This window comes from Dactylosporangium cerinum (assembly GCF_042653625.1).
GTDB lineage: Bacteria > Actinomycetota > Actinomycetes > Mycobacteriales > Micromonosporaceae > Dactylosporangium > Dactylosporangium cerinum.
Genome location: NZ_JBHSIU010000041.1, coordinates 68,787 through 91,486, shown reverse-complemented (window position 1 = coordinate 91,486; position 22,700 = coordinate 68,787). Strand labels below are relative to the sequence as shown.

At 67.0% G+C, this 22,700-nt stretch carries 17 protein-coding genes and 1 pseudogene; 8 read left to right on the top strand and 10 right to left on the bottom strand.

Going from position 1 to position 22,700, the window contains the following annotated elements; all coding sequences use genetic code 11:
• Window positions 1-113 precede the first annotated feature (113 nt).
• Both ACFPIJ_RS29420 and ACFPIJ_RS29415 read right to left on the bottom strand, forming a co-directional pair.
• Complete coding sequence (locus tag ACFPIJ_RS29420; RefSeq protein WP_380119559.1) at window positions 114-1,004, bottom strand: UvrD-helicase domain-containing protein; 891 nt, start codon at window positions 1,002-1,004, stop codon at window positions 114-116.
• Window positions 1,005-1,155: 151 nt separating this feature from the next.
• Window positions 1,156-2,751 (bottom strand): ATP-dependent nuclease, encoded by a 1,596-nt coding sequence (locus ACFPIJ_RS29415; protein WP_380119557.1) that lies wholly within the window; start codon window positions 2,749-2,751, stop codon window positions 1,156-1,158.
• A gap of 696 nt (window positions 2,752-3,447) precedes the next feature.
• Between ACFPIJ_RS29415 and ACFPIJ_RS29410 the strand changes: the two genes are divergently transcribed.
• Complete coding sequence (locus ACFPIJ_RS29410; protein ID WP_380119555.1) at window positions 3,448-4,977, top strand: AlbA family DNA-binding domain-containing protein; 1,530 nt, start codon at window positions 3,448-3,450, stop codon at window positions 4,975-4,977.
• Between the two features lie 296 nt (window positions 4,978-5,273).
• Here ACFPIJ_RS29410 and ACFPIJ_RS29405 read toward each other — a convergent pair whose 3' ends face one another.
• The 4 genes from ACFPIJ_RS29405 to ACFPIJ_RS29390 form a co-directional block, all read right to left on the bottom strand.
• Window positions 5,274-5,717 (bottom strand): hypothetical protein, encoded by a 444-nt coding sequence (locus ACFPIJ_RS29405; protein ID WP_380119553.1) that lies wholly within the window; start codon window positions 5,715-5,717, stop codon window positions 5,274-5,276.
• 50 nt (window positions 5,718-5,767) lie between these two features.
• Window positions 5,768-6,934 (bottom strand): NucA/NucB deoxyribonuclease domain-containing protein, encoded by a 1,167-nt coding sequence (locus tag ACFPIJ_RS29400; protein ID WP_380119551.1) that lies wholly within the window; start codon window positions 6,932-6,934, stop codon window positions 5,768-5,770.
• A gap of 118 nt (window positions 6,935-7,052) precedes the next feature.
• Window positions 7,053-8,834, bottom strand: a complete 1,782-nt coding sequence (locus ACFPIJ_RS29395; RefSeq protein WP_380119549.1) for an RICIN domain-containing protein — start codon at window positions 8,832-8,834, stop codon at window positions 7,053-7,055.
• Window positions 8,835-9,124: 290 nt separating this feature from the next.
• Window positions 9,125-10,108: an IS110 family RNA-guided transposase gene (locus ACFPIJ_RS29390; protein ID WP_380119547.1), complete on the bottom strand. Its 984-nt coding sequence runs from the start codon at window positions 10,106-10,108 to the stop codon at window positions 9,125-9,127.
• A 407-nt stretch (window positions 10,109-10,515) separates the two neighbouring features.
• Here ACFPIJ_RS29390 and ACFPIJ_RS29385 point away from each other — a divergent pair, with 407 nt between their 5' ends.
• Both ACFPIJ_RS29385 and ACFPIJ_RS29380 read left to right on the top strand, forming a co-directional pair.
• Window positions 10,516-11,727 carry an IS110 family RNA-guided transposase gene (locus ACFPIJ_RS29385; protein ID WP_380119545.1) on the top strand — a complete coding sequence of 404 codons (1,212 nt, stop codon included), beginning with the start codon at window positions 10,516-10,518 and terminating at the stop codon, window positions 11,725-11,727.
• A gap of 85 nt (window positions 11,728-11,812) precedes the next feature.
• Window positions 11,813-12,850 carry an IS110 family RNA-guided transposase gene (locus tag ACFPIJ_RS29380; protein ID WP_380119543.1) on the top strand — a complete coding sequence of 346 codons (1,038 nt, stop codon included), beginning with the start codon at window positions 11,813-11,815 and terminating at the stop codon, window positions 12,848-12,850.
• A gap of 147 nt (window positions 12,851-12,997) precedes the next feature.
• On the opposite strand, the gene ACFPIJ_RS29375 is transcribed toward ACFPIJ_RS29380, so the two are convergent.
• Together ACFPIJ_RS29375 and ACFPIJ_RS29370 are read right to left on the bottom strand one after the other, a co-directional pair.
• Window positions 12,998-14,232 (bottom strand): IS3 family transposase gene (locus tag ACFPIJ_RS29375; protein WP_380119541.1). Its coding sequence is split into 2 segments (ribosomal slippage): window positions 12,998-13,953 and window positions 13,953-14,232, totalling 1,236 coding nucleotides; the frame shifts between segments, so codons are not numbered across the junction.
• 90 nt (window positions 14,233-14,322) lie between these two features.
• Complete coding sequence (locus tag ACFPIJ_RS29370; RefSeq protein ID WP_380119539.1) at window positions 14,323-15,549, bottom strand: hypothetical protein; 1,227 nt, start codon at window positions 15,547-15,549, stop codon at window positions 14,323-14,325.
• A 14-nt stretch (window positions 15,550-15,563) separates the two neighbouring features.
• Between ACFPIJ_RS29370 and ACFPIJ_RS29365 the strand changes: the two genes are divergently transcribed.
• Window positions 15,564-15,968, top strand: coding sequence for a hypothetical protein (locus tag ACFPIJ_RS29365; protein ID WP_380119537.1), 405 nt, complete (start codon window positions 15,564-15,566; stop codon window positions 15,966-15,968).
• A 209-nt stretch (window positions 15,969-16,177) separates the two neighbouring features.
• Window positions 16,178-16,855, top strand: a complete 678-nt coding sequence (locus ACFPIJ_RS29360; RefSeq protein ID WP_380119535.1) for an XRE family transcriptional regulator — start codon at window positions 16,178-16,180, stop codon at window positions 16,853-16,855.
• A gap of 374 nt (window positions 16,856-17,229) precedes the next feature.
• Here ACFPIJ_RS29360 and ACFPIJ_RS29355 read toward each other — a convergent pair whose 3' ends face one another.
• Together ACFPIJ_RS29355 and ACFPIJ_RS29350 are read right to left on the bottom strand one after the other, a co-directional pair.
• Entirely contained in the window at window positions 17,230-18,174 is a 945-nt protein-coding gene (locus ACFPIJ_RS29355) for an O-acetyl-ADP-ribose deacetylase (RefSeq protein WP_380119533.1), read from the bottom strand.
• A gap of 78 nt (window positions 18,175-18,252) precedes the next feature.
• A pseudogene (locus ACFPIJ_RS29350) lies at window positions 18,253-19,487 on the bottom strand (IS110 family RNA-guided transposase).
• Window positions 19,488-19,879: 392 nt separating this feature from the next.
• Here ACFPIJ_RS29350 and ACFPIJ_RS29345 point away from each other — a divergent pair.
• The 3 genes from ACFPIJ_RS29345 (at window position 19,880) to ACFPIJ_RS29335 (ending at window position 22,692) form a co-directional block, all read left to right on the top strand.
• Window positions 19,880-20,470: a hypothetical protein gene (locus tag ACFPIJ_RS29345; RefSeq protein ID WP_380119531.1), complete on the top strand. Its 591-nt coding sequence runs from the start codon at window positions 19,880-19,882 to the stop codon at window positions 20,468-20,470.
• 1,064 nt (window positions 20,471-21,534) lie between these two features.
• Window positions 21,535-21,885, top strand: coding sequence for a hypothetical protein (locus tag ACFPIJ_RS29340; RefSeq protein WP_380119529.1), 351 nt, complete (start codon window positions 21,535-21,537; stop codon window positions 21,883-21,885).
• Between the two features lie 129 nt (window positions 21,886-22,014).
• Window positions 22,015-22,692 carry a hypothetical protein gene (locus ACFPIJ_RS29335; protein WP_380119527.1) on the top strand — a complete coding sequence of 226 codons (678 nt, stop codon included), beginning with the start codon at window positions 22,015-22,017 and terminating at the stop codon, window positions 22,690-22,692.
• Window positions 22,693-22,700 lie beyond the last annotated feature (8 nt).

Genomic DNA, 22,700 nt, shown 5'->3' with positions numbered 1-22,700 from the left:
TCGACGGAAAAGCATTCCTTCAAGCGGGATAGAACACCTTCGCTCGCGTCATTGTAAGCAGGCCGACGCAGGGGTCGGCGGCAGCCTGATGTCACTCGTTGCTGTAGGAGCCGCTACGGAATGTAGTTCGCGTGGCGCCGGTCGACGACGAACGCGACGCTGTGGCGTGCACGGGTGACCGCGACGTATAGCCGGTCTGGCGCCTTGAGCGGGCTGGGGTCGGCAGTCCTGAGGTAGTCGAGCATCGGCTTGGTGGGGAAGATGAGGACCCGGTCGTAGGTGCTGCCTTTCGACAGGCCGATGTTCAGCGCGGGAAGGCCCATGGTCGGTGCGGTGCGGCTGTTGCGCAGGACGGTCGGCCTGTATTTGGCGATGTAGGCGGGCACGTCGGCGTGGGCGACCGCGAATACTCCGTCATGGCCGGTCAACTCGTTGTTGTGGGATTTGGTCGGTGGCATGGTCGGGTAGATGGCGTCGGCCCAGTCGCAGATCTGCTGGTTGCATCTCCAGCTTTCGGCGCGGGTTTCGACAATGCATCGGCGGTTGCGTTTCTGAAGCCAATCCAGCAGTCCGGCGCCGCGGTATTTCTTGTGGCGTCGGGAGTTGTTGGTGGCGAAGGTGTGCTGGCGTGGGTCGCCGACGGCGATGACTTCGATGCCGGACCGGAACAGTCGGTCGAGGAAGTCGAGGTCGTAGCCGACGAGGTCCTGGAGTTCGTCGACGTAGATCCGGTCGTACATCGCGGCGAGGCGGCGAACGACCGCGCCGTCGCTTGCTTCGTCGACGCGGCAGGCGAAGTCGGCGACGCCGTCGCGGTACAGGTTCGCACCTAGGTCGAAGTAGAACCGACGCCACTGGTCGCGCGGGGCGTACCGCGACCGCTCGCCGGTGAAGTTGAGCGACTGGATGAAGTCGGTCCGGTCGAGCAGCGCCGCCTGGTAGGGCCGGGCGGCCTGGTTCACCAGGAACGAGAACCAGCCCAGCAGCGTGACGTTGCCGGGCACGAGCCCGGTCTGCTCCTGCAGCCGGCGGGTGATCTGGGCGAGGTTCTCGGTGGTGTAGGTCGTGATTAGCGTCCGCCGGTCGGGGGCCTCGAGGGCGCCGTCGATGATGAGCTGCGTCTTGCGTGATCCGGCGGCGGCAAGGATGACGCGGTTAGAAGGAGACGGCATCGACGATGTACTCCGGCATGACGATCGTCTCGGTGGACTCCGCGACCGCCAGCGCCCAGGTGGTCTTGTTGGCCAGCATGTAGGTCAGCACGGCAGCTTCGGTCTGATGGCTCGTGCCGAGCACCTCGTTCATCCGCTGCAGCCCGTTGACCGCGATCACCTGGGGCTCCAGCGTGTTCGGGTCGCCCTTGCCGATGTGGATGGAGATGAAGTCGTGGTCGCTGTAGCCGGCGTACTTCGCGGCCATCTTCTGGACGTCGCCGTCGTTGTCGTTGACGACCGCCACGCATCGGCGGAGCGGGACGGCGAGGTCGAGGAACCGTTTCGCCGATAGGCCGCGCACGTTGATGACGTCGACCCCGTCGGCGATCGGCGGCTTGCCGTGGACGTCGAGGTAGGCGCGCTGGACGATCAGCTCGTCGGAGGGTCCTTCGACGAGAATGGCCCGCTTCGCCAGGACGAGCCGCAGCGTGTCGTAGCCGGGGAGCTTCTTGAAGTAGTCCACGGTCGAGGGCGGCAGGTCGGTGATCCGGTGACCGCCCTGCGGGGACAGCAGGACGAGCTCGTTGAGGCCGAGCTTGTTGAGGATGTACGCGCTGTGCGTGGTCACCAGAACCTGCTTGCCCGCGCACTTCTGGATGACTTTGTCGATCAGCTGGTTGAGTGTGGAGAACGAGACGTGGTTCTCGGGCTCCTCGATCAGCACGACGTGGGTGTCCTTGACCTTCTTGCGGTTGAGTGCGAGCAGGATCTTCAGCGTGCTCTGCTCGCCTTTGCCGACATAGGGAAAGGGCAGGTCGTCCAGGTGCGGCACGAGGCTGCGTTCCCAGCCGGAACGCTGCGACAGGTCGATCGACAGCGTCAGCCGCCGGTCGCTAATGTCGCCGCGTTCCCCGGCCAGCTTCTCGTTCACCGCGGCGACGGCGTCGATCCCGGAGAACGTCTCGCGCAGGCTCCGGTAGGACCGCGACAGCTCGACCCGCTCGTTCGGTTCGAGGTTGCTGCCGATGATCGTCTGCAGGTAGGCGTCAGCGCCGCGCTGCAACCGGATCGCGGTCGCGTCGATTAACGAGGCCGTCGCGGGCACGCTGCGTGCCGTGACGCCGTTGCCGTCGAAGCCGAGCCAGTCGACCTTGTAGTACTCGGCCGGCACGGTCGTGACCTGCGCCGGGTCAGCGACATAGGCGTCATACTCCTCGCGGAAGTCCTCGTTGAAGGATACCCGAATGCGGACGCCTGGAACGTCCTCCCGCAGAGAGTTGTTCTGCCCCAGCAGCGGTGCACCATCCTGAGCGTCTTCGAAGTAGGCCTCGATCAGGATCTCCGGCGGGACCGGGCGGCCCCCGCTACGCAGTGCCCTGGTGTACGTCCGGGCCGCGTCGAGGTTGAACAGGAACGGCGAGAGCTCCGCTGCGAGCGGGGCGCCGTTGAGCCGGCCGGTCAGCGCGAGGTTGACCGCCTCCAGCAGCGTCGACTTGCCGACCGCGTTGTCGCCGACCACAACGTTCATACCTGGGGCAAGATCGAGGACGAAGTCACGGAACACCTTGTAGTTCTTAATGACGATCTTCTTTAGCACTGAGGGATGTCTCCTGTACGGAGTCGCTAGACGAAGGGCACAACCTCCAACGGCCCCGACGAAGCGACGTGACGCTGCGCTCGTGAAGTTCACTCATTCAGGGGTGGCCGATGGGTTGAACCGCCCATCACCCAAGGAGCGGCGCGACGCAGCGAGGTGGTCGAGCACGACGGACGAGCGGTTGTCCGCAGCTGCGCCCTGTTGGATGCGGTCGAGGTATTCGTCGAACGATGCGGGATGTCTGTCATAGCCGGACGTGCCCCGGTGGCAGGGTCGGCGACGGCGAACAGACTGCCGGTCCACCGGTCGTCGCCGCCGACGATGACGGCGTATCCGGCGACTTGGGGGCTGTGCGGGCGGTGGTACGGGGTGGCGTGCCTAGGACGGATTCGAGGCGCACGGTGCCGAGGTCGACGTTGTGGACCAACGCGCCGCCTTGGCTGAAGACCTCGAGCGCGGCCGGGGAGCAGGAGACGACGAAACCGATGGCGTTCGACGCGTACCGAGCGTCATGATGGGCCACACCTGCGGAACAGTATGGCTAGCGACGTTGCGTGTCAGGCCCGATGCGCCGACGCCGGACGGTCACACTCGCCCGCGAGAATGACGGCGGATCGAACCGCTTGTGCGTGGCCTCCTCAAACGCGGTGGGTGAGCGTGGGAGATGCATGCTTATGGCTGATTGGAGGGAACATCATGGCGGTGGTCGTCGAGCCGGTGCTGTCGCTGGAGAAGCTGCAGTCGCTGCTGGCCGAAGGTTGTGAACAGACCAATCTCGACTTCAAGTCCGAATGCGACCTCGGCACCAGGTACGGCATTGTGTCCTTGGTCAAAGACATCGCCGCCATGCAGAGCAACGAGCACGGCGGGTACATCGTCATCGGTGCGTCCGATGCCGGTGCGCCCGTTCCCAACCTGACGGAACGGCATCTGCGGATGTTCGACGAGGCGACACTCCGCTCGAAGATCGTCGGCTATCTCCAGGAGCCGCTCGACGTACGCGCGGCCCGGCACGAGGTCGACGGTTGCTCGGTGGTGCTGTTGTACATCGCTGCGAGCCCGGACGGCTTCCACGTGTTTCCCCGTAACGGTGAGTACGAGAAGGACGACGGCAAGGGCGGCGTCCGCAAGGAGTTCGAGTTCCGCAAGGGCGAGGTCTATGTCCGTCGTGGTACTGCCAGCACGGTGTGGGAGCCGGCTGACCGTGAACGCGTGATTGCGGCGATTATGATGCGGCGCAGGGAACAGTGGCGGACGGAGTTCCGCGACGAGATCGTTTCGATCTTCAGCGGGCACCTCACTGCCCAGAATTTGGAGCGGCTGCCGACAGCAGCCATGACCTGGCGCCTTGACGCTGAGGCCTTCGACGAGCTCGCACTGGAGCTGATGCGCCGCAAGGATGAGATTCCGCTGCGGCGCGGTCTGCAGCAGGCAGTGGCCGATACCGCCGAGGTCGTTTCGTCGGACCCGGCAGACCTGCAGACGCTGCTGCATCGGGTGGCGAGCCTCGCCGCCTTGGCGCTGACACACCGGCAGACCCAGTGGTTCACCGAGGCCTTGGATGGTCTGGTGCGGATCTTCGAGTACCAGCCGACCGCGGCAGACCAGTCGGCCGATCTGGAGCGTCGGCTGCAGATCTCAGGGCACGCCTACGCGCTCGGGGCGTTGGCGGTCCGGCTCCGGGACTGGTCCGCGGTGCGTGCGCTGGCCGATCGACAGGTCCGTGGTCGAGAGTTCGACTACTACAGGAACTGGCTGCGCTACAGCATCGTGCATGCCAATCGAGCGCACCTGCTCAATGAGGCGACCGGCGGGATCATCGGCATGGCGCACAACATCATCCGCGGAACCGCGGCTCTGCGCTCCGACGTCGCGCTGGATGACGGGCGAGTGCTGGACAGTCTCTGCCAGTTCGATGCGCTGACCGGTGTCATCTTCATTGCCGATCCCGACGGCTCCGGCAGTCCCAGCTACTTTCCGAGCTTCGCACGGTACGACCAGGAGCGCACCGAGCCGGTCTTCGCAGCGCTCGCCACGGACCCCGCAATGCGGGAGCGTATCGCCCACGGCGACGACGAGCGCATCGCGAATGCCATGGCTGACATTGACGCCCACGCGCAAAAGGTTGGGGTGCAATACGACGGCTGGGGTGGCCTTGCCGACGCCAGGAGCCGCTTGGTGCTTCGGTACCTCGACCACCATGCGACCCGTACAGCTCAACCGTAGACAGAGCCGGTCTGGTCGCCTGGCTCCAGTCGACGATCGCAACTCTGCCAGGCAGGTGTCGGCGGGAAATGGCGATGTGGCCGGATCGGGACACACATAGGCCGGCAGGGGTGCCTAGCACGACAGCCGCGGTTGCGGACGCCGGCGGCCGGCGCGGTTGCGCACTCCGCCGATGTCGGCAGATTCGCGGTCCTGACGCAGGCGGAGCATCGATGTTGGCACCAACTTCGGCGTTCGCCAGCTGTTGATCAAGGCGACCTGCCGCATGGCCGATGTGGTAGGGCAGGAACGCTGGCCTACTCGTCGTCGTCGTCGGGCGACGGCGGCGAGTCGGCGAGCCGCCACAGGTGGAAGAGGTATTCCTCCGGGTCGTCCCGCCGGGCGGTGAGATGGACGCGATACACAGCGGGCCCGCCGGGCAGATCATGGCCGATCCGGTCCTCGTCCTCGACGGCCACGTCGATGACGTACCGCCCGCTGGGGAAGTCGAGCTCGGCGGACCAGGCCGCCCCGGCGTCCTCGACGGCGCCGTCCCAGACCTCGACGGTCACCGGCACCTGCCCGATCTCCGCGACGGTGGTGACGGCAACCATGCCATACGCCCAGCCGACGGATTCCGCGATCGCCGCGACGATCGCCTCGTTGAAGTTGGTGCTGTCGTCGCACTCCGGGTCGTGCAACACGAAAATCCGGTAGGTCGGATGCACGAGCATCCTCCGCCGCGTCAGCAGCTCTGCCACCCGGGCAGCCTACCGGGACGGTGGTGGACCCACCGTCCCGGCGGGCCGGTTCAGAACACCACGCGGACGAAGTACTTGTCGCCGTCGAGGATCCGCAGCGGGCGGTAGAACTCGACCTCGAGCATCTGCCGACCGACGTACTGATTGTCGGCCGCGTCGATCAGCCGGACCGAGAAGCGCTGCAGTCCGTTGTTGGCCTCGGTGCCGTTCTTCGAGCCCTCATAGGTGGAGGCGAACGGGAACTCGTCGCAATTCACCAGGTCGCCGTCCCACTCGCCGAAGAGGTTCTTGCAGATCTGCTGGGACCGGGCGCGGTTGGCGTCGTTCAACGCCGGGTTGTACATCCGGGTCAGGGGCTCGTCGTCGGCGCTCGGGATCCCGTCGTCCTTGCCGGGGACGGACTTCCCGGCCCAGCTGGGGAAGGTGAGCACCGGGTGGTCGAAGGCCTGCCGGATGTGCTGTGCGCTCTCGTCCTGGTTCTCGAGGCGTTCGTCGACGACGAACACGAGCCGGTGGTCGAGGAACACGGTGCCCCGCAACTTGCCGACATACTTGGCCGAGTCGTAGCGGACGTTGGAGTACATCGCCTCGATCGGCGGCCCTGGCAAGAACGGCTGTCCGGGTGTCGCCAGGTCCAGGACGAGGGCGAAGCGCCGCTGGACCCGCTGGTCGCCCGGGTCCGCCGTCTCCGGTGACCTCAGGATGGTGGTGAAGTAGTTGACGGCGAGCCAGCCGGAGACGGTGTCGACGCGGCTGGGCGCGGCCGGCTCGGCGCACGGGGTCAGCGACACGCCGCAGGCGAACCACATGCCGATGCTCACCGTCCCGAGGACCAGGTCGGGCGCGTTGACCTTGGTAATGCCGAGGACCCGGACCGAGTAGTCGACCTTCCGGTCGCCGTCGACGGCGAACCCCATGATGATGAGGCTGACACGGACCTCACCGACCTTGACGTTGTCGGCGTCGAAGACGTCGTGGATGCCGGTGCCACGCCGGCACTGCGCGAACCGGTCGGGGAACCAGCCGGGGTCCACCGCTGCCGACGGCGTCGCCAGACACTGCGTTTCGAAGTCGTCCTCCTCAAGCCGGCTGAACTGGATGCGCCCCGACGAGCCGGCGCCGGCCGCCGGCGCGGCCACGTCCACCGGGGCCGCCGCAGCCGCGGGGCTGATCGCGGCAACCAGCCCCATACCGAGCACGAGCGCCAAACCGAACACGCGCACACGACCAAGTACGCGCCCGAAACCAAGCATGATCCTACGAATGCTCATGGTGTCCTTTCGCGGCGGCAGGACGCGCAGAGACGCCCCGCCGCACCGAGGGGAGGGAAAGGGGTCAGGGCCGTCCGCACGCCGCGCCGAGACACGCATGCAGCAACACGCCGGTGCGCCCGTCGTAGGCCAGGACGTAACCACGGGCCGGCCGGATCGCACGGCCGTGGACACGGGTCACCGTCTCATCGCCGGAGATCACGACGATCGACTCGTCGCCCGGCAGCGAGCCCAGGGCCCGCGGCGCTATCTTCCGGTACTGCGCTGCGGTGACGGTCTTCGATGAGCTACGCGAGATGACGTCGGCCGACAGGACCGAACCGGCCGCCGCCCGGACGGCGCCAGGCGAAAGAGCGCGGGCGTTCGCACGAGGGCTCGCCGCCACCGTCACATTGCAGACCTTGCGGGCCGCGACGCACGCCGCCAGTCCGGGCACGGTGCGCAGGCACTGGCCGGCGTCCTGGGCCAGGCAGTCGGCGAGCGCACGCTGGTCGACGCCGTTGTGCGTCGTCGCCGCAGTGGTTGGCGCAGCGGCGGGTGGGACCGCGGCCGGGGCGGCGGTCGTGGGTTTGTCGACGGTGTACACGTCAAGGTTGGTGACGCCGTCCCCGGCGACGGACTTCACGGTGCTGGTGAAGCAGTACGGCGGGGTGTTCGGCAGGTTCCATGACATCGGGGTCGGTGGTGCGCCGCACGCGTTCTGCTCCTGGCTCGACGTTTCACCGAGGTACAGGCGGCGCCAGACGTCGTTGCCGTCGAGGAACTGGATCCGGTGCTCGAACGGCGCGGTCAGCGTCAACCGCTCCGGGTAGGGGGTCATCAGACCGGACTCCAGGTAGCTGAGCCGGTTACCAGAGGCGACATGGGTCACCCCGACGGCGTTGTAGTCGTACAGGATGTCCCACTGCCCCTGGTCGTTGCTCAATGCCATGTAGGTGTGGTTGCGCCCGTTCGCGGTCGAGCCGCCGGGCTGGTTGGCCAGGCTGTATTCCTCGTAGATGTAGTCGTCGCCGACGAGGCCCTGTTCCAGCCAGTAGGCGTCGTAGGCGGTCTGGCTGGTCGGCGCGTCGTGCCGGGCCCGCCAGCCGACCTCGAGGTAGTCGAAACTGTCCTCGGGGCTGTTGAAGTTGATGGTGTCCCACCCGGTGTAGTTCGCCATGTCGGAGTAGTCGCCGGCGGTGAACGTGACCGGGTACTGCCGCCAGGTGGCGAACACGCCGAACACCGGCGCGCTCGGACGGGCGCACATCGCGGTCACGGACCGGTCGTTGCAGTCGAACGGGCCGTTGCGGACCTTCCACAGCTGGGTGCTGTAGATGCCGTCGCACTCCCACATGATGACCGGGTCGCCGTCGTCGCTGTTGTACAGGTCGAGGCAGCGACCGTCGCGGAGGCTGCGAAGCTGATACCCGCCGAAGGGATAGTCGGTGGGGATCGACCAGTACTGGTTGCTGGCCGACTGGCAGGTCGCGATGACAACGGCGGCACCGTCGACATCCCCGGCCGACAGCGGCTTCTCCAGGCACTTGCCGGCCGACGCGTTGCGGATCCGGTAGGTCTGTGCGGGGATGGTTCCCCCCGCGGGGATCTCCTCGAAGGTCCATCGTTGCTTTGCCACCGCCGTGCCGGCCCCGACCAGGTAGGGCCGCACGAGCACTGGGGTGTTCACGTTCGTGGCGTCGATGCTCAGCACGTTGATGTCGCCGGGCTCGGCCTGCCCGACGGCGAGGGGTCCGGACGTCGCGGCGGACGCCGCCTGCGGGGTCAGCGCAATTGCACCGGCGGTGACCAGGACCAGCGTCGCAGCGATCCGCAATCGGTGCGGCCAGCGTGAGATCTTCGGCAAACCCATACCTCTCTGTTCGCGGCACCGCCCGGGCGTACGGGGCGGCCCGACCTGCGAACGGGCATGGGAGTGCGACAGCAGCCGGTTCAGCACCCCCGTGCCCGACTACTGCGTAGCATTTCAATATTTCGATGTAACTGCAAGCTTTTCGGCGGTTACGCTCTGCGGCGGGCGCCAGGGCGCTGCGTGGCGACCGTGCCGGCGGCGCAGGCCAGCAGGGTCGCGTAGGCGACTCGCAGGCGCCGAATGGACCGACGACGTTTCAGGCCATGATCCGCTGACAGGCGACGCTACGCGCCCACTTCGGGGCTCATGATCGGGTACACGGTCATGGTGACGTGCCCCAGAGGAAGCCGGTGGCGGGGCGCGAACCGGGCCCAGGATGCCAGGTGCGCGGCGGTCGGGAAGACGGTCATGTCCACGCCGAGTTCGGCGATGAGTTCCTGAGCGCAGGTGACGCCGATGCCGGTGACCTCATCGAGCTGGTTGACCTGAGCTTCGTAGGGGCGGATCGCGGCTTCGATCGCGGTGCTTACCTCGGCAATGTCGGCGGTCATGGCGTCGACACGGTCGAGCATCTTGGCGCACAACAGCGCGTGGTGGTCCTGGAAATGACCGGTCAATGCCTCTCGCAGCTGGCTGATCTTCGAACGCAGCCGACCGCGGGCCAGTTCCGCCAGGACAACCGGGTCGCGGTGCCCTGCGATCAACGCGGCCAGGATGGCCCGCCCGGAGACCCCGAACATGTCCGAAGCGACCACCGACAGTTTGATCTGCGCGTCCTCCAGGAGCTTCTCCAGACGCTGCTTCTCCCGGGTCCGGTCCCGGATCAACGATCGGCGGTATCGGGTCAGGTCCCGCAGTCGGCGGATCGGTTTGGGTGGTACGAAGCTGGGTGCGCACATGCCTCGTTCGACGACCTTGGCCAGCCAGACCGCGTCGAGCTTGTCGGTCTTGGGTCGACCGGGCACGTTCTTCACGTGTGTGGCATTGAGTAACCAGCACTGGAGTCCCTCGGCCTCGAGCAGATAGAACACCGGTTTCCAGTAGTCCGAGGTGGCCTCCATGGCCACCCTGGTCACGCCCAGTTCACGGAGTCGGTCGGCCAGGCGAAGCAGCGCGCCGGTGGTCGTGGCGTATTCGGTCACTTCTTGCCGGCGCCTGCCCACGGTGCGTTCGTTGGGTACTCGGATACATGCCATCAGACTGGCTTTGCCGATATCCAGTGCGGCGACCCGCTCCACAAGCTGGATAGTTTCGTCGGTTGCTTCCATCCTCTTGCTCCTCGTCGTGCACCACGCGGACACCTATCAGGTGGCTGCCCGCGGGGCCGAGGGACAACAAAGAGGCGGACTCGCGTGCTCGAGGCAACAGTGCAGGGCCCTGGAACCGGCTCCCAGCGTCAGACTACTTGACGGTCTTATCGAACCAAGCCGCGACGACGTCGGCGGGCAGCCACACCCAATTTTCCACCCACCAGGGCGTCCACAAAGGACACAAAGGACTACTTGTTAACTGGCGGTACGACCGCAGCCCGGCCAGGCTTGGTCGAGGTGACCGGGAGGATCGCTCTATCTGCGGCTGCCCACCGCGGTTTGGTGTGGCTCACTCATGGCGTGCGTCCTACCGGTCACCGTGGCGCGGAGAGGCTCAAGAGGGGTATGCCCAGCTCAAAGTAGCGTTGCCCTCCTCGCTGACATCAGCATTCGTCAGATCGAGGAGGACTGGCATGGCCCGCGTTGTCATCGGCATGGATCCGCACAAGCGGTCCGCGACCATCGAGGTCATCAACAGCCGGGAGAAGGTCCTTACGCAGGGACGCTTCGGCACTGATCGTGGCGGCTACGCCGCGATGCTCAAAGCCGGTCGGCAGTACAAGGACCGGGTCTGGGCGGTCGAGGGCTGCAACGGCATCGGCCGGCACGTCGCCCAGCGGCTTGTCGCCGACGGTGAGACCGTGCTCGACGTGCCGGCGAAGCTGTCGGCCCGGGCGCGGCTGTTCGACACCGCCCAGGGCCGCAAGACCGACCCGGCCGACGCGCACTGCGTGGCGGTCGCCGCGTTACGCGCCGGCGGTCTGCGGCAAGTCACTGTCGAGGACACCACGGTTGCCCTGAAATTGCTCGTCGACCGCCGCGACACGCTGGGGCGCGCCCGGACCGACGCGGTGAGCCGGCTGCATCACCTGCTGCTCGAGCTCGTCCCGGGCGGGGCCAAGACGTTCCTGTCCGCACCGCAGGCCCGCGCGTTGCTCAACACCGTCCGGCCGCGTGACATCGTCGGGCGCACCCGCCGCCAGCTGGCGTCGGAGCTGATCACCGAGATCGCCGTCATCGACAAGAAGATCAAGGCCGCGAACGTCCAGCTGACCGAGCTGATCGCATCGACCGGCAGCACGCTGCAGCAGCTCAACGGGATCGGACCGTCCGGCGCTGCCCGGCTGTTGGGCGACATCGGAGACATCGACCGGTTCGCCAGCCGCGACCACTTCGCGTCCTGGAACGGCACCGCACCCATCGACGCGTCCTCCGGCGATCAACACCGCCATCGACTCTCCAGGACCGGGAACCGGCGCATCAACCGGGTGCTGCACATCATGGCCATCGTCCAGCTGCGCAACGACACCGAAGGCCGCGCCTACTACCGCCGAAAGCGGGCCGCGGGCAAAACCTCCATGGAAGCTATGCGTAGCCTCAAACGCCGACTGTCCAATGTGGTCTATCAACAGATGATCACCGACGCACGACGCATGCGGACGGGCCCGGGAGGGCAAGCGGGAGCGACTCTGCAATCCAGCGCGGCCGGCTCAATCCCGACAGCCAGCACTTCGGAGAAGCCACTTCCCGGACCCGCCGCCACCCACTCTAGAACACCCCTACTCACGGCCTCTTGATGGCATGAAGGAGCGGGGCCTCGCTCCTCGTGGCTCCCGGGGGGATGCTCGGGGTGCTCACGTCTCACGACGAAGGAGGCCCCACGTGCAGGCAGGATACGACGGTCGGCAGATCGTTGGGATGGATCTGCACCGGCGCCGTTCGGTGCTGGTGCGGATGACCGGGTCCGGGGAACGGCTCGATACAGTCCGGATCGACAACGACCCGGTCGCCCTGAGTGTGGAGATCGCGAAGGCCGGCGAACATCCGGAGGTGGTGTTGGAGGCCACCTACGGCTGGTACTGGGCGGCGGACGTGCTGGCTGAGGCCGGCGCCGCGGTGCATCTGGCGCACCCGCTGGGCGTGAAAGGGTTCGCCTACCGGCGGGTGAAGAACGACGTGCGCGACGCCGCCGATCTCGCGGATCTGCTGCGGATGGGTCGGCTGCCGGAGGCGTGGATCGCCCCGCCGGCGGTCCGCGAGTTGCGGGAGCTGGTCCGGCATCGCGCCAAACTGGTGGCGTTGCGCAGCGGGTTGAAGGCCTCGGTGCATGCGGTGCTGGCCAAGCAGGGTCTGCACATCGCGGTGTCCGATCTGTTCGGCGTGGGTGGGCGTGAGTTGCTCGCCGCCGCGCCGCTGGACGGTGCGTTCCGCGGCCGGGTCGATTCGCTGTGCCGGCTCATCGACGCTGTCACCTTCGAGATCGACGCCCTCGCCAAGCCGGTGCGGTCCCGGCTTGCCGGGCACCGCGGGTTCACCGCGATCCAGGCGATCCCCGGTGTCGGCCCGGTCCTGGCGGCGATCTTCGTCGCCGAGATCGGCGACGTCGACCGGTTCGGCGGCCCGGCGCAGCTGGCGTCGTGGGCCGGACTCACCCCACGGCACCGCGAGTCCGATACCACCGTCCATCGTGGACGGATTACCAAGCAGGGATCCACCCTGGTGCGGTGGGCCGCGGTCGAGGCCGCGCACAGCGCCGCCCACACCGGCTGGCTCGCCACCACCAAGGCCCGTATCGGCGAACGCCGCGGCCGCAACATCGCCACCGTTGCGGTGGCCCGCAAACTGCTCACCCTCGTCTTCTACGGCCTGCGCGACGGGCACATCCGCGCTCTCACCCGGGCCGGGAGGGCGGCGGCGTGAACAGGTTCGGACGTGACCGGGCACGAGATCGTTCTGTGTCTGACCCCCACCGGCCGGTGGCGTGGTCGCCCTCTTGATTGATCCTGCCCGGTCACGGCCGCACATCACCACGCCCCTTGTCAAGCCCCGGGTTTGATGGAGAGTTGGTTAGCTGGTTTTCAGGGGTGCGGTGATCGGCTGGGTCACCGCGTGTCGTGCTTCGTACTCGGCCGGCGGGACGTGGCCGAGCTCGCCATGAAGCCGTCGGTTGTTGTACCAGTCGATGTACTCGACGGTGGCCATCTCCAGGTCGTCGAGCCCGCGCCACGGACCCTTGTTGCGGACGAGTTCGGCTTTGTAGAGGGAGTTGAACGCCTCGGCCATGGCGTTGTCGTACGAGTCGCCTTTCGAGCCGACCGAGGCGACGGCGCCGGCCTCGGCGAGCCGCTGACTGTAGCGAATCGCGCGATATTGCATGCCGCGGTCCGAGTGATGGACAAGTTCATGCAGTTCAGCGCCTTGATGTTGGCGGCGCCAGATCGCCATCTTCAACGCGTCCAACGCCAGGTCGGTGTAGAGGCTGGTGGCGACCTGCCAGCCGACGATCATGCGGGAGTACACGTCCAGGACGAACGCGGCGTAGACCCAGCCGACGCTGGTGCGTACGTAGGTCAGGTCCGCGACCCACAGGTGGTTCGGACGCGCTGCGGTGAAGACGCGGTTGACCAGGTCACGAGGGCGGTCGGTTTCGGCGGCCGGCCGGGTTGTGCGCGGTGCTTTGTCGCGCAGCAGCCCGCGCAGCCCGGCGGCGTGTATCAGCCGCTCGACCGTGCACCGGGCTACCTCGACGCCCCGGCGGTGCAGCTCGTGCCAGACCTTGCGGGCACCGTAGACGCCGTAGTTCTCCGCGTGGATCTGCTTGATCAGCACAGTCAGCTCCTCGTCGCGGCGGGAACGGGCGCTGACAGGGCGGGTCTTGGCGGCGTAGTAGGTCGACGGTGCGATCTGTGCCGGCGTGCCTTCCAGCGCCTGCAGGACCGGCTGGACACCGTGCTGTTCCTTCTGGGAGTCGACGAAGCCGACCTTCATCGCGACGGACGGTCCAGCTCCGCCGCGAAGAAACTCGCCGCGGACTTCAGGATCTGGTTCGCCCGCCGCAGTTCGCGGACCTCCCGCTCCAAAGCGGCGAGGCGTTCGGCGTCGCTGCTGGTGGTACCCGGACGGTCCCCGGCGTCGGTCTCGGCCTTCTTCACCCAGGTCCGCAACGCCTCCGGATGCACCCCGAGCTGATCAGCGATCCGCCGGATCGCCCCGACCGCGGACACCGGATCCCGGCGAGCCTCGACCGCCAACCGGGTCGCCCGCTCACGCAACTCATCGTCGTACTTCTTCGGTGCCGGCACAGCAGCATCATCTCCCAGGTTTCGATGTCTCCATCAAACCCGGGGCGGAACACGTTCGACCCGTTACAGCTCGGGCGCTGGTGTGGGTGATCAGCTCAGCGTTACCCATTGCATCGGTGGCCGTTTCCGCACGTCGAGTGGACGCAGCCAGTCGTAGTGGTCATCGAGCTCCGTGCCGGGTGGGTCTTCGGGTTCCAGGATCCGTCGGCAGGCTTGATCGAGCCGTTCGAAGCTCACGCCCGCCTGAAGCATTCCCCGCTCGTGCGGGTCCAGCCGGGGCGGTCGGTTGCGTCTGCCCCGGCGGCCGGCGAGCGTGGTTTCGCTCCGCTCAACGGCCCAGTCGGCCCATTGCAGGATGGTGCTCTGTACGACGGCGTAGCGGTCAGCGTGTATACGCGATGCCGAATCGGGTAACGCCGGGGCGTCATCGCAGCGGCGGACCTGTTCGGTGTAGTGGTGCTGCCAGAACTCCAGCCGCCATTCCGGCCACGCCTGGCCGAACCCCTCCAGCAGGTCCAGGATCGGCGCGGTCGACCACACGCCGACGAACCTGTCATCCACGTCGATGTGCATGCCCGCCCGTGGCATCCAGTCGGGGATATCGTTGGGCGGTGCGTCCATCGGGTCGTTCAGCAGTTGCGGTCCACGTCGCCACGGCTGGGCGGAGGCCGACGTATGCAGCCGGACGCCGCCGATGTCGCGGATTGAGATAAGTGACGGCGGGTTCCACCAGTCCTGCGGCGGTGGCCCGGCAGACCAGGGATCGCGGTGTGGCTGCGCCACGCCGAGTGCCTCGGTGATGTCGAGAAGTCCTTTGTAGGCCCAACGGATGGTCCACGACTCCCAACTGTGCTGGACAGCTCGGAGGATCGCCTCTCGGCGCGCGTAGCCGTAGCTGGCGTCGATGAAGAACATCAACTCGTTGTGGTCGAAATCGACCAGCGCGGCGGCCTCGCATTTCGTCTCGTCGTTCCAGCGGTCGGGCTGTCGAGCCGGATGAGCCTCGAATACGGTCGCGGCCACGTCCGGCCCGAACACCAGATACGCCTCGAATGCGAACCCGAGCGCCTTGGATCCATAGCTACGCCACACACCGTCACGCATCACGGCCGCATCACCACGCCAAGCCACGCAACGGATCGTAGCCGGACCCCGGACGGACGAGACCACAGCTTCCGCCGCAGCCTGTGCGCGCTCATCGGCAGGACAGCAAGCCTCGGCGTCGTCGCTTCCATTACCGATGGTGACCAGCACGGGAGTGCCGACATGCAGCAGTTGCGGCAGATCCGGATGCCTCGCGAACCGTTCGCACGGCATGTGATCATCGTTTGGTGGTCATGGATCCCGTCCCTAGCTACGAGGAGTTGATCTGGCTATTCGAGGCCGAGCCGGTCTATCGGTACGTGGAGGGCGAGCGTACGGCCGACTATGAGTTCGATTGGCGCGAGCTGTGGCCCTACACGGCCGTGACGTTCCAGAGCACGCGGGCCGGCTACGACATCGAGATGTACATCGCGCCCGGATACGAGGTCGTCCGGCTCCGGCTACGTGTCGCGCCCAACGGCGCTGAGCTGCTCGACCTGGCTCTCCGAGGCGTACGCAGTGTCGGCGTCGAGCGCATCCATGGTCGCGAACTGCTGCGTCTGGACTTTCCGGACGGCTCGCCGGCATCGACCCTGTGGCTGCGCATGAAGCCGGACGTAGCGGTGCTTTGGTCGTACGACCCCACCAGCTGACGCGGCCGCGCGTTGTCCGCGGCATGAGCGCGCACGTGATCAGGCGGTTCGGACAAGCTGCGCGGCCGGGCTCGAACCATCGCCGGAGGGACGGCAAACAGCACCGTTGGGGGGTACGGTCGCACGTCGTGGGGAGTTCACCGTTCGGCGTCCGGCTGTGGCGCCTCCTGTCGCACCGTCGACCGAGGGTCAACTCGTCGATCCCGCAGATGCGAACCCTCCTCGCCTGGGATGCCGGTGTACCCGATGAGGAGCTTGCAGCCGTCGTTGTCGACGGTGCGGTGCCAAGCCCGGCCCTCGTCCGGAAACTGGCGCCGGCGCTCGATATCCATGCTGCCGACCTGTTCGTCATCGCTGGGCTGCCGGTGCCGGACGACCTCGCCTCAGCGTGGCCGACCGCGCCGTGGGACGTGGGTTCGATCCTCCGGCACGCCATTTCGATGAATGCCGGCCAGTGCAGGCAGCTTGAAACGCTGGTCAGATCGCTGCCGGAACAGCCGCGGAGCGGGCCTGCACCGACCGACGACTACCTGGACACCCCTGGAGCGCTGCTGTTGCGGTTGCTCCGCAATCGCAACATCCGCCCGGGCAACGCGGACATCCTCGCCGCGGTCGGCGACGGCCCGTACGTCCCCAGTTTCACCGTTGCGGAACTCGGGCACGGCAGGGTCGTGATCACCCCGCAGTACGTGACTGCGTTCGCGCACATGCTCGGCTATCAGCCCAGCGATGTGGTCGCGCTGACTGGGGTGGGCCCTGTCGTCGAGGACGCGCGGGTGCACCCGGCGAGCAAAGAGATCGCCGCGCTGGCCTGGCAGGCGCGACGGCTGAGCAATGAACAACTGAGCGAGGTCATGGCGGCGGCCGGGTCAATCCGACGTGCCTGAAATCCGCCATGATCGGCTGTGCTGTATTCGGCATGAGCGCGCCTTGTCGGCCGGACCTGTGCAGCGCAACGATGATCGGCATGACGGACGAGCAGCGACTCCAGCAGATAATCGACGAACTCCGCCGTATGCGTGAGCGGTGCGAGCCGAAGTCAAACCAGAACCCGCGGTACCTCCGATACTCGAACGCAGTGTCGGCGCTTCGCTGGGTCATCAATGACTTGGCGAAGGAACGAGCGGTTGACCGAACCAGTTGAGGGCAGCCTGCAGGGCATTGCTCGGATCGTGGCAGACCAGGATGGCGTCGCCGACCTGGTCTGGTTGTGCGCGTCGCGCGCGTGGCTGGCGTTCCTACGACATCGAAGCAAATCATGTCAGCGGTCGGGATGTTCGGTTTCGAACCATCGACGTAACCTGGCAAGGATTGCGAGCAGCGCGCCGTTCTGCAGGGCCTGCTCGATCGCGCCGTCGCTGAACCGTTCGCCACGGATGTACGTCGTGGCCAGCCTGGCTGCGTCAGCCACCGGCGCCTCTGCCAGGCCGGTCGCCTCCGGGAACAACGGGCTGGAGGTGTGCCAGGCGGACCAGTTGAACGGCACCACGACGTCGAGTTCGCTCAACATCCGGACGACCTCCCGCACCGCCGGGCTGTAGTCCGGGTAGTGGAGCGTGAGCACTCCCGGCGCAGGTTCGCCACTACCCGTCCACTCCACCCGCAGATCCTGTGGAGTGAACCGGTCGGCCAGTGCGAACAGCTCCCGCCACCGGATGGCTGGCTTCGCGGCCAGTGCGAGCGCGATCTCTTCGTCGGTAGGTTCAAGATTGGCGCGGAACGCCAGGTGAGCGTCTACGCTACGCATCACGAACCGCACCTCGGTCACGCCAGTGCGGGCGGTCCGCACCGCACCGATTGCGATCCGAGCAGCATCCTCGACCGGCCACCCGTGAGCACCGGTGGAGATCGCCGGAAACGAAACGGTCACCGCGCCGAGCGCGTCGGCGACCTGCAGGCTCTCCCGGTAGCAGGACACAAGTGACGCAGTGCGGTCCTCGGCAACGGAGTACGCCGGACCGACAGTGTGGATCACCCAACGGGCCGGGAGATCACCACCGGTGGTGGCGACCGCCTGCCCGACTGGCAACCCGTCGCGGTACCGGCCCGCGAGCAGCGCCCCGCAGTCCGCGTGTAGCGCCGGACCGCCCCGCTGGTGGATCACCGCGTCGACACCACCGCCGCCGGTGAGTCTGCTGTCGGTCGGGTTGACAATCGCATCGACGCGCTGGTCGGTCAGGTCACCCCGCTGAAGCACGATCTGCATGACCGCACAGCATGCCAGACAACGACCGAAACACAGCCCAGCGCACGATCGGCGGCAGACATCCCATGTTTTGTTTTGTCAAGGGGTGGGTTGAAGATGGGCCCAGGCGGTGGCTTCGTCGTAGGTGGTGCCGGTCTTGAGGCAGCCGTGGAGGATGCCGACGAGGCGGTTGCTGAGTTGGCGGAGGGCGGCCTGATGGCCGGTGCCGCGCTGGCGTAGGGCTTGGTAGTAGGCGCGGGCGCCGGGTGAGCCGCGCATGGCGCAGAAGGCCCATTGGTGTACTGCATCGCCGAGACGCCGGTTGCGGGCGTAGCGGGCCAGCACGACCCGGCGGCTGCCGGAGGCGCGGGTGATCGGTGAGGTGCCGGCGTAGTTGCGGCGGGCCTTGCTGTCGGTGTAGCGGTGGGGTCGTCGCCGAACTCGCCGAGGACCCGGGCGCTGAGCACTGGTCCGAGTCCGGGCAGGCTCAGGTAGCGTTCAGCGTCCCGGTGCTGGCCGAAATGATCGGCCACCACCTGCCCGAGCTCGGCGATCTCGACGTTGAGGATGTTGATGAGTTGGACCTGGCTGGACACGATCGCCGCGTAGGCGTGCTGGATCGGACTGGGTTGGCGGAGTTGGTCCTGGCGCAGGGTCTGCTGGATCACGTCGGCCTTGGCGTCGAGGTTGCGGCGGCCGGCACGGCGCAGCGCGGCCACAATGGTCAGCCGTGGGAGCCGGGCGGCCCGGTCCGGGTCGGGTGCGCGGTCCAGCAGCTCGAGGGCGTCGCCGGCGGTGAGGTCGTCGAAGGCTTGCAGGGCGGCGGGGAAGAACTCCCGCAGCGCGGCGCGTAGCCGCAGCACCTGGCGAGTGCGGTCCCAGATCAGGTTCTGGTGCGCGCGGGCGACGAGCTTGACCGCTTCGGCGGCCGGGCTGTCCCCCGCGACCGCACGGTGGTGGGCGTGGTCCAGGCGGACGATCTCGGCCAGGACGTGAGCGTCGCCGGCGTCGGACTTGGCCCCGGAAGTGGAGTGCCGCTCCCGGTACCGAGCCACCGACATCGGATTGATCGCGTAGACGCGGTAACCAGCGCCGCGCAGCGCCTGCACCCAGGCGCCGCGGTCGCTCTCGATCCCGACCCGGATCCGGCCGGCGGCCTGCGCCGGGTCGAGTTGTACCCACGATGCCGGCATCGACTCGGCGATCAGCGCATGCAGCCGGGTGATGCCCTCGAGGCCCTCGGGCAGCCGTGCCCGGGCCAACCGCCGGCCGCCGTCACCCTGGATCTCGATGTCGTGGTGGTCCTCGGCCCAGTCGTCACCGATCCACATCAGCTCGTCCAACTCAACCTCCTCCATTGTGGACAGTCTGGTGGAAGCGCGGAGGAGACGTCAGCGATCTCATAGTCCGGTGCTCACCGGCCTCGTGGCCAAGGCACGTCATCCCATCAGCTGTTACATCTCCTCACGACCAGCGGGCGCACGGTCTGCCGCAAGACCTCACCAGGGTCAGATCCGAAGAGTGCTGACCCGCCGATCGCTCCAGAGCCATCCTGCATCCGCAGGCTGACAAGGACCTATGAGATCCGGTCACACCACGGTTGAGGCGCCTCTGGTCAGCGACGTCGCGGGCATCGCCTCGCAACCGACTTCTCATGAGACCATCGATGCGCCTGGGTGCAAGCCCCGACACCACCGGTCTCAGATCCGCGTACGGAGGTACTGGTATGCGACAGTTTGAGGAAATTCAAGCCGACCTTCTCGAGTGGATGCCGCGGCGCATGCACGAGAATGCCTATATAGGGATAGGGCACTTCTTCAAGGAACGGCGCATTCCCCTGCAGATCGGCCTTTCCATCTTGGCTCAGGCGGTCCAAGACGGATTTTTGGCAACTATATACAACCAGCCGGTCCGGACGACTGTGGAAATCATGTCGGTGGACAATCCTTACCCGCAAAACGGATGCCCCGTCCGCCTGACGAGCAAGGGGATCGACTACGTGGCGGCACGTGAACAACGGCGTGCCGACCCGGTGCTGCGGCAGCCGGCCGTCCGAAACGCGATGATGTGGTGGCTTCGTGAGCGGGATCCGGAAGGCGCCAGATGGACCCGCCGGCACGATTTCGTTGCTAGCGCGCACAACTACTTCGAAGGCAAGCCCTTTACGTCATCCGACGTCGAACAAGGAGTCATTGACCTTGAGGAAGGCGGATCAATACGAACCATGCTGAGAATACTTCTGAAACTCAGCCCGGAAGGCCAGGCCCTTCTGGAAACTGCAGGCGACGTGTCCGATTATCTCAAGATGCGACGATAGCCGCCCCGCCGCAATGCTCTCACATCGGCAGATCCGCGCACCTCGCGCTCGAGCAACGTCATGATCAATTATACGTAGCGTGAACGGCTGCGGGTGTGACCGTCGGCGCCGCCGGGCGGTCATGATCGGGCAGTGGCGCCGGTTCTTACGAACATGGCGGCTTGCGGTGTCGGCAGCGTGGCGCTGAAAGTCGCGAACGAAGCCACCTCGGCCATGCGCTGGGCGGTGCCTGCGGTGTATGTGGCTTGCAGGTTGCGGCGCTGCCCGAGGAGGAAGCTGATCCGCTGGCGGCGGCGGACCATGAAAGGCCGAGCTGGGCGGCGAGCGCGCTGTTGCGGGTGTGTAGGGTCCGGTCGACGCCCAGCCCGGCAAGTCGCTCGTGGAGCCGGTCCGCGGACAGGGGCCGGTTGTGCTGCCCGCTGGGAAGAGCCGGAGCGACGCGCGGGCCTGTGCGTTGTCGGCGATGCGCAACGCCGGCGCCGTGAGAGGCTCACGCTGCCGTAGCGGGGTGCTTGACAAGGCGAGGCGCTGGTCGGGATTCCCGCTGGGCGGTGACGAGTGTGGTGGCGATGCCCTGTCTGGGTCGTCGGGCAGCGCGACCAGTTCGATCCCGGCGAACTCACCTGCCCGCGCGTAAGTGCGGGCTCGTCGCCTGCGTGGCGCTATCACTGCCGTCGGGTACGGCAGGCCGTACTGGCTCAGCCCTTGGCGCGGCATTGGTGGATCGAGGCTTGGGGCGTGGGGTTCGACTCGTCGAGTGGCTCGATGGCTCCGTACACGTGTTGAGCTGGGTGGTGGGGTGAGGTGCGTGCCGGGGGCTGACACGCACCAATGCCCACGCTGTTGATCTCGAATGATGTGCTGCGCCTGGACGTCGATCGCTACAGCCTATGAGCCGTTGCCTTGTTCTGATCTGCTTACGACCGGAGGTGCGGGGAGCATCAGCGACCAGTGATCTCTTCGCCAGGTATGCCGGTAACCGGACGTAGCCCTGGCTGGTGATGCTGAACAGGCCCTGCGCGTTTGCAACGACGGGTAGGGGAGTGGCAGCTGGGTGGCGTCGTTTGACCTCCTCCACGTGGCGAGTAGCGTCGATCGAGTTCGAAGAAACTGGAGCCGAACCGGCCTTGCTGACGAACCTCGGTCAGACCCCGGGCCGCTACGTTGGCGACATCCGCACCGCGGCGGCCGCGCGCCTACTCCTCGCCACCCCGCCGCCCTTGCCGAACATCGCGACCCGCTGCGGGCTCGGCACCGCCGAAACCCGCTATGCCCTCAACATGCTTCAAGCCGGTCTGTCGGACCTTCGTGGGCACGTCCACTTCGATGCCTCACGGTGCCGAGGGCGCGACGCTGGCGCCGACCCGCCAGAAGATCCGGGCGATGCTGGCCACGGTGTAGTCCACATTGAATAGTGGTTGACCCCCGCCGCCCGGCTCTATGGGCAAGCATGGACGATCGTCCGGTGCCTGGTGACGCTTCGTGCCGATACGCTGACGCGGACGTGATCGGCTCGCGGAACCGGTGCCATCGGAGGTCGGCAATTGAGGCGTCGGTGGGTCTGGGCGGTCGTCATCGCGGTCGCGTGCGCGGGGCTGATCGCCGTCGCGGTCGTGTGGGCCCCGTCCGGTGCCCGGGCCTGGCTGGCCGGCCTCGCCGCCGCGGTACTGTCCGGCGTTGCCGTCGACCTGATCTTGACCGCCGTCCGGACCGTACGCGCCCGGCGTGTGCCCGAAGTGGTGCCGGTGGCTGTCACGGTGGCGGTCCGCAGGGCGCACTACCTGATCGTCGATGATGACGCGGGCCGCCCGATCGAGGTCCCGTGCAGCGGCTTCACGCTGCGAGTCACCATCGAGGGCATGGCCGAGCGCGCGGTCGTCCTGCAGGCGATGCGCCCGCAAGTGCTCGACCGCCGGCCGCCGAGCGGGGAGCTGAGCCCGCACGCCGGCATGGCCCCGGTACGGCCGTTCGTGCTGAACCTGGACGACGATCCGCCCCGTCTCGTGCCGCAGGACGGCTCGAGCGTGGACTTCCCGCTCACGGTTGCCCCGCACGACCCCGAGGTGCTGGAGATCGAGGTACGCACTATGCAATGGGACGTGACGTGGCTGTTGGAGCTGGACTGGGTCTGCGGCGGCCGGCGCGGCACCGTCCCGGTCGACCTCGCCGGGTATCCGTTCCGGGTGATAGCCCGGCCACCGCGTGGGGCGCTGCAATGGTGAGCCCCGAC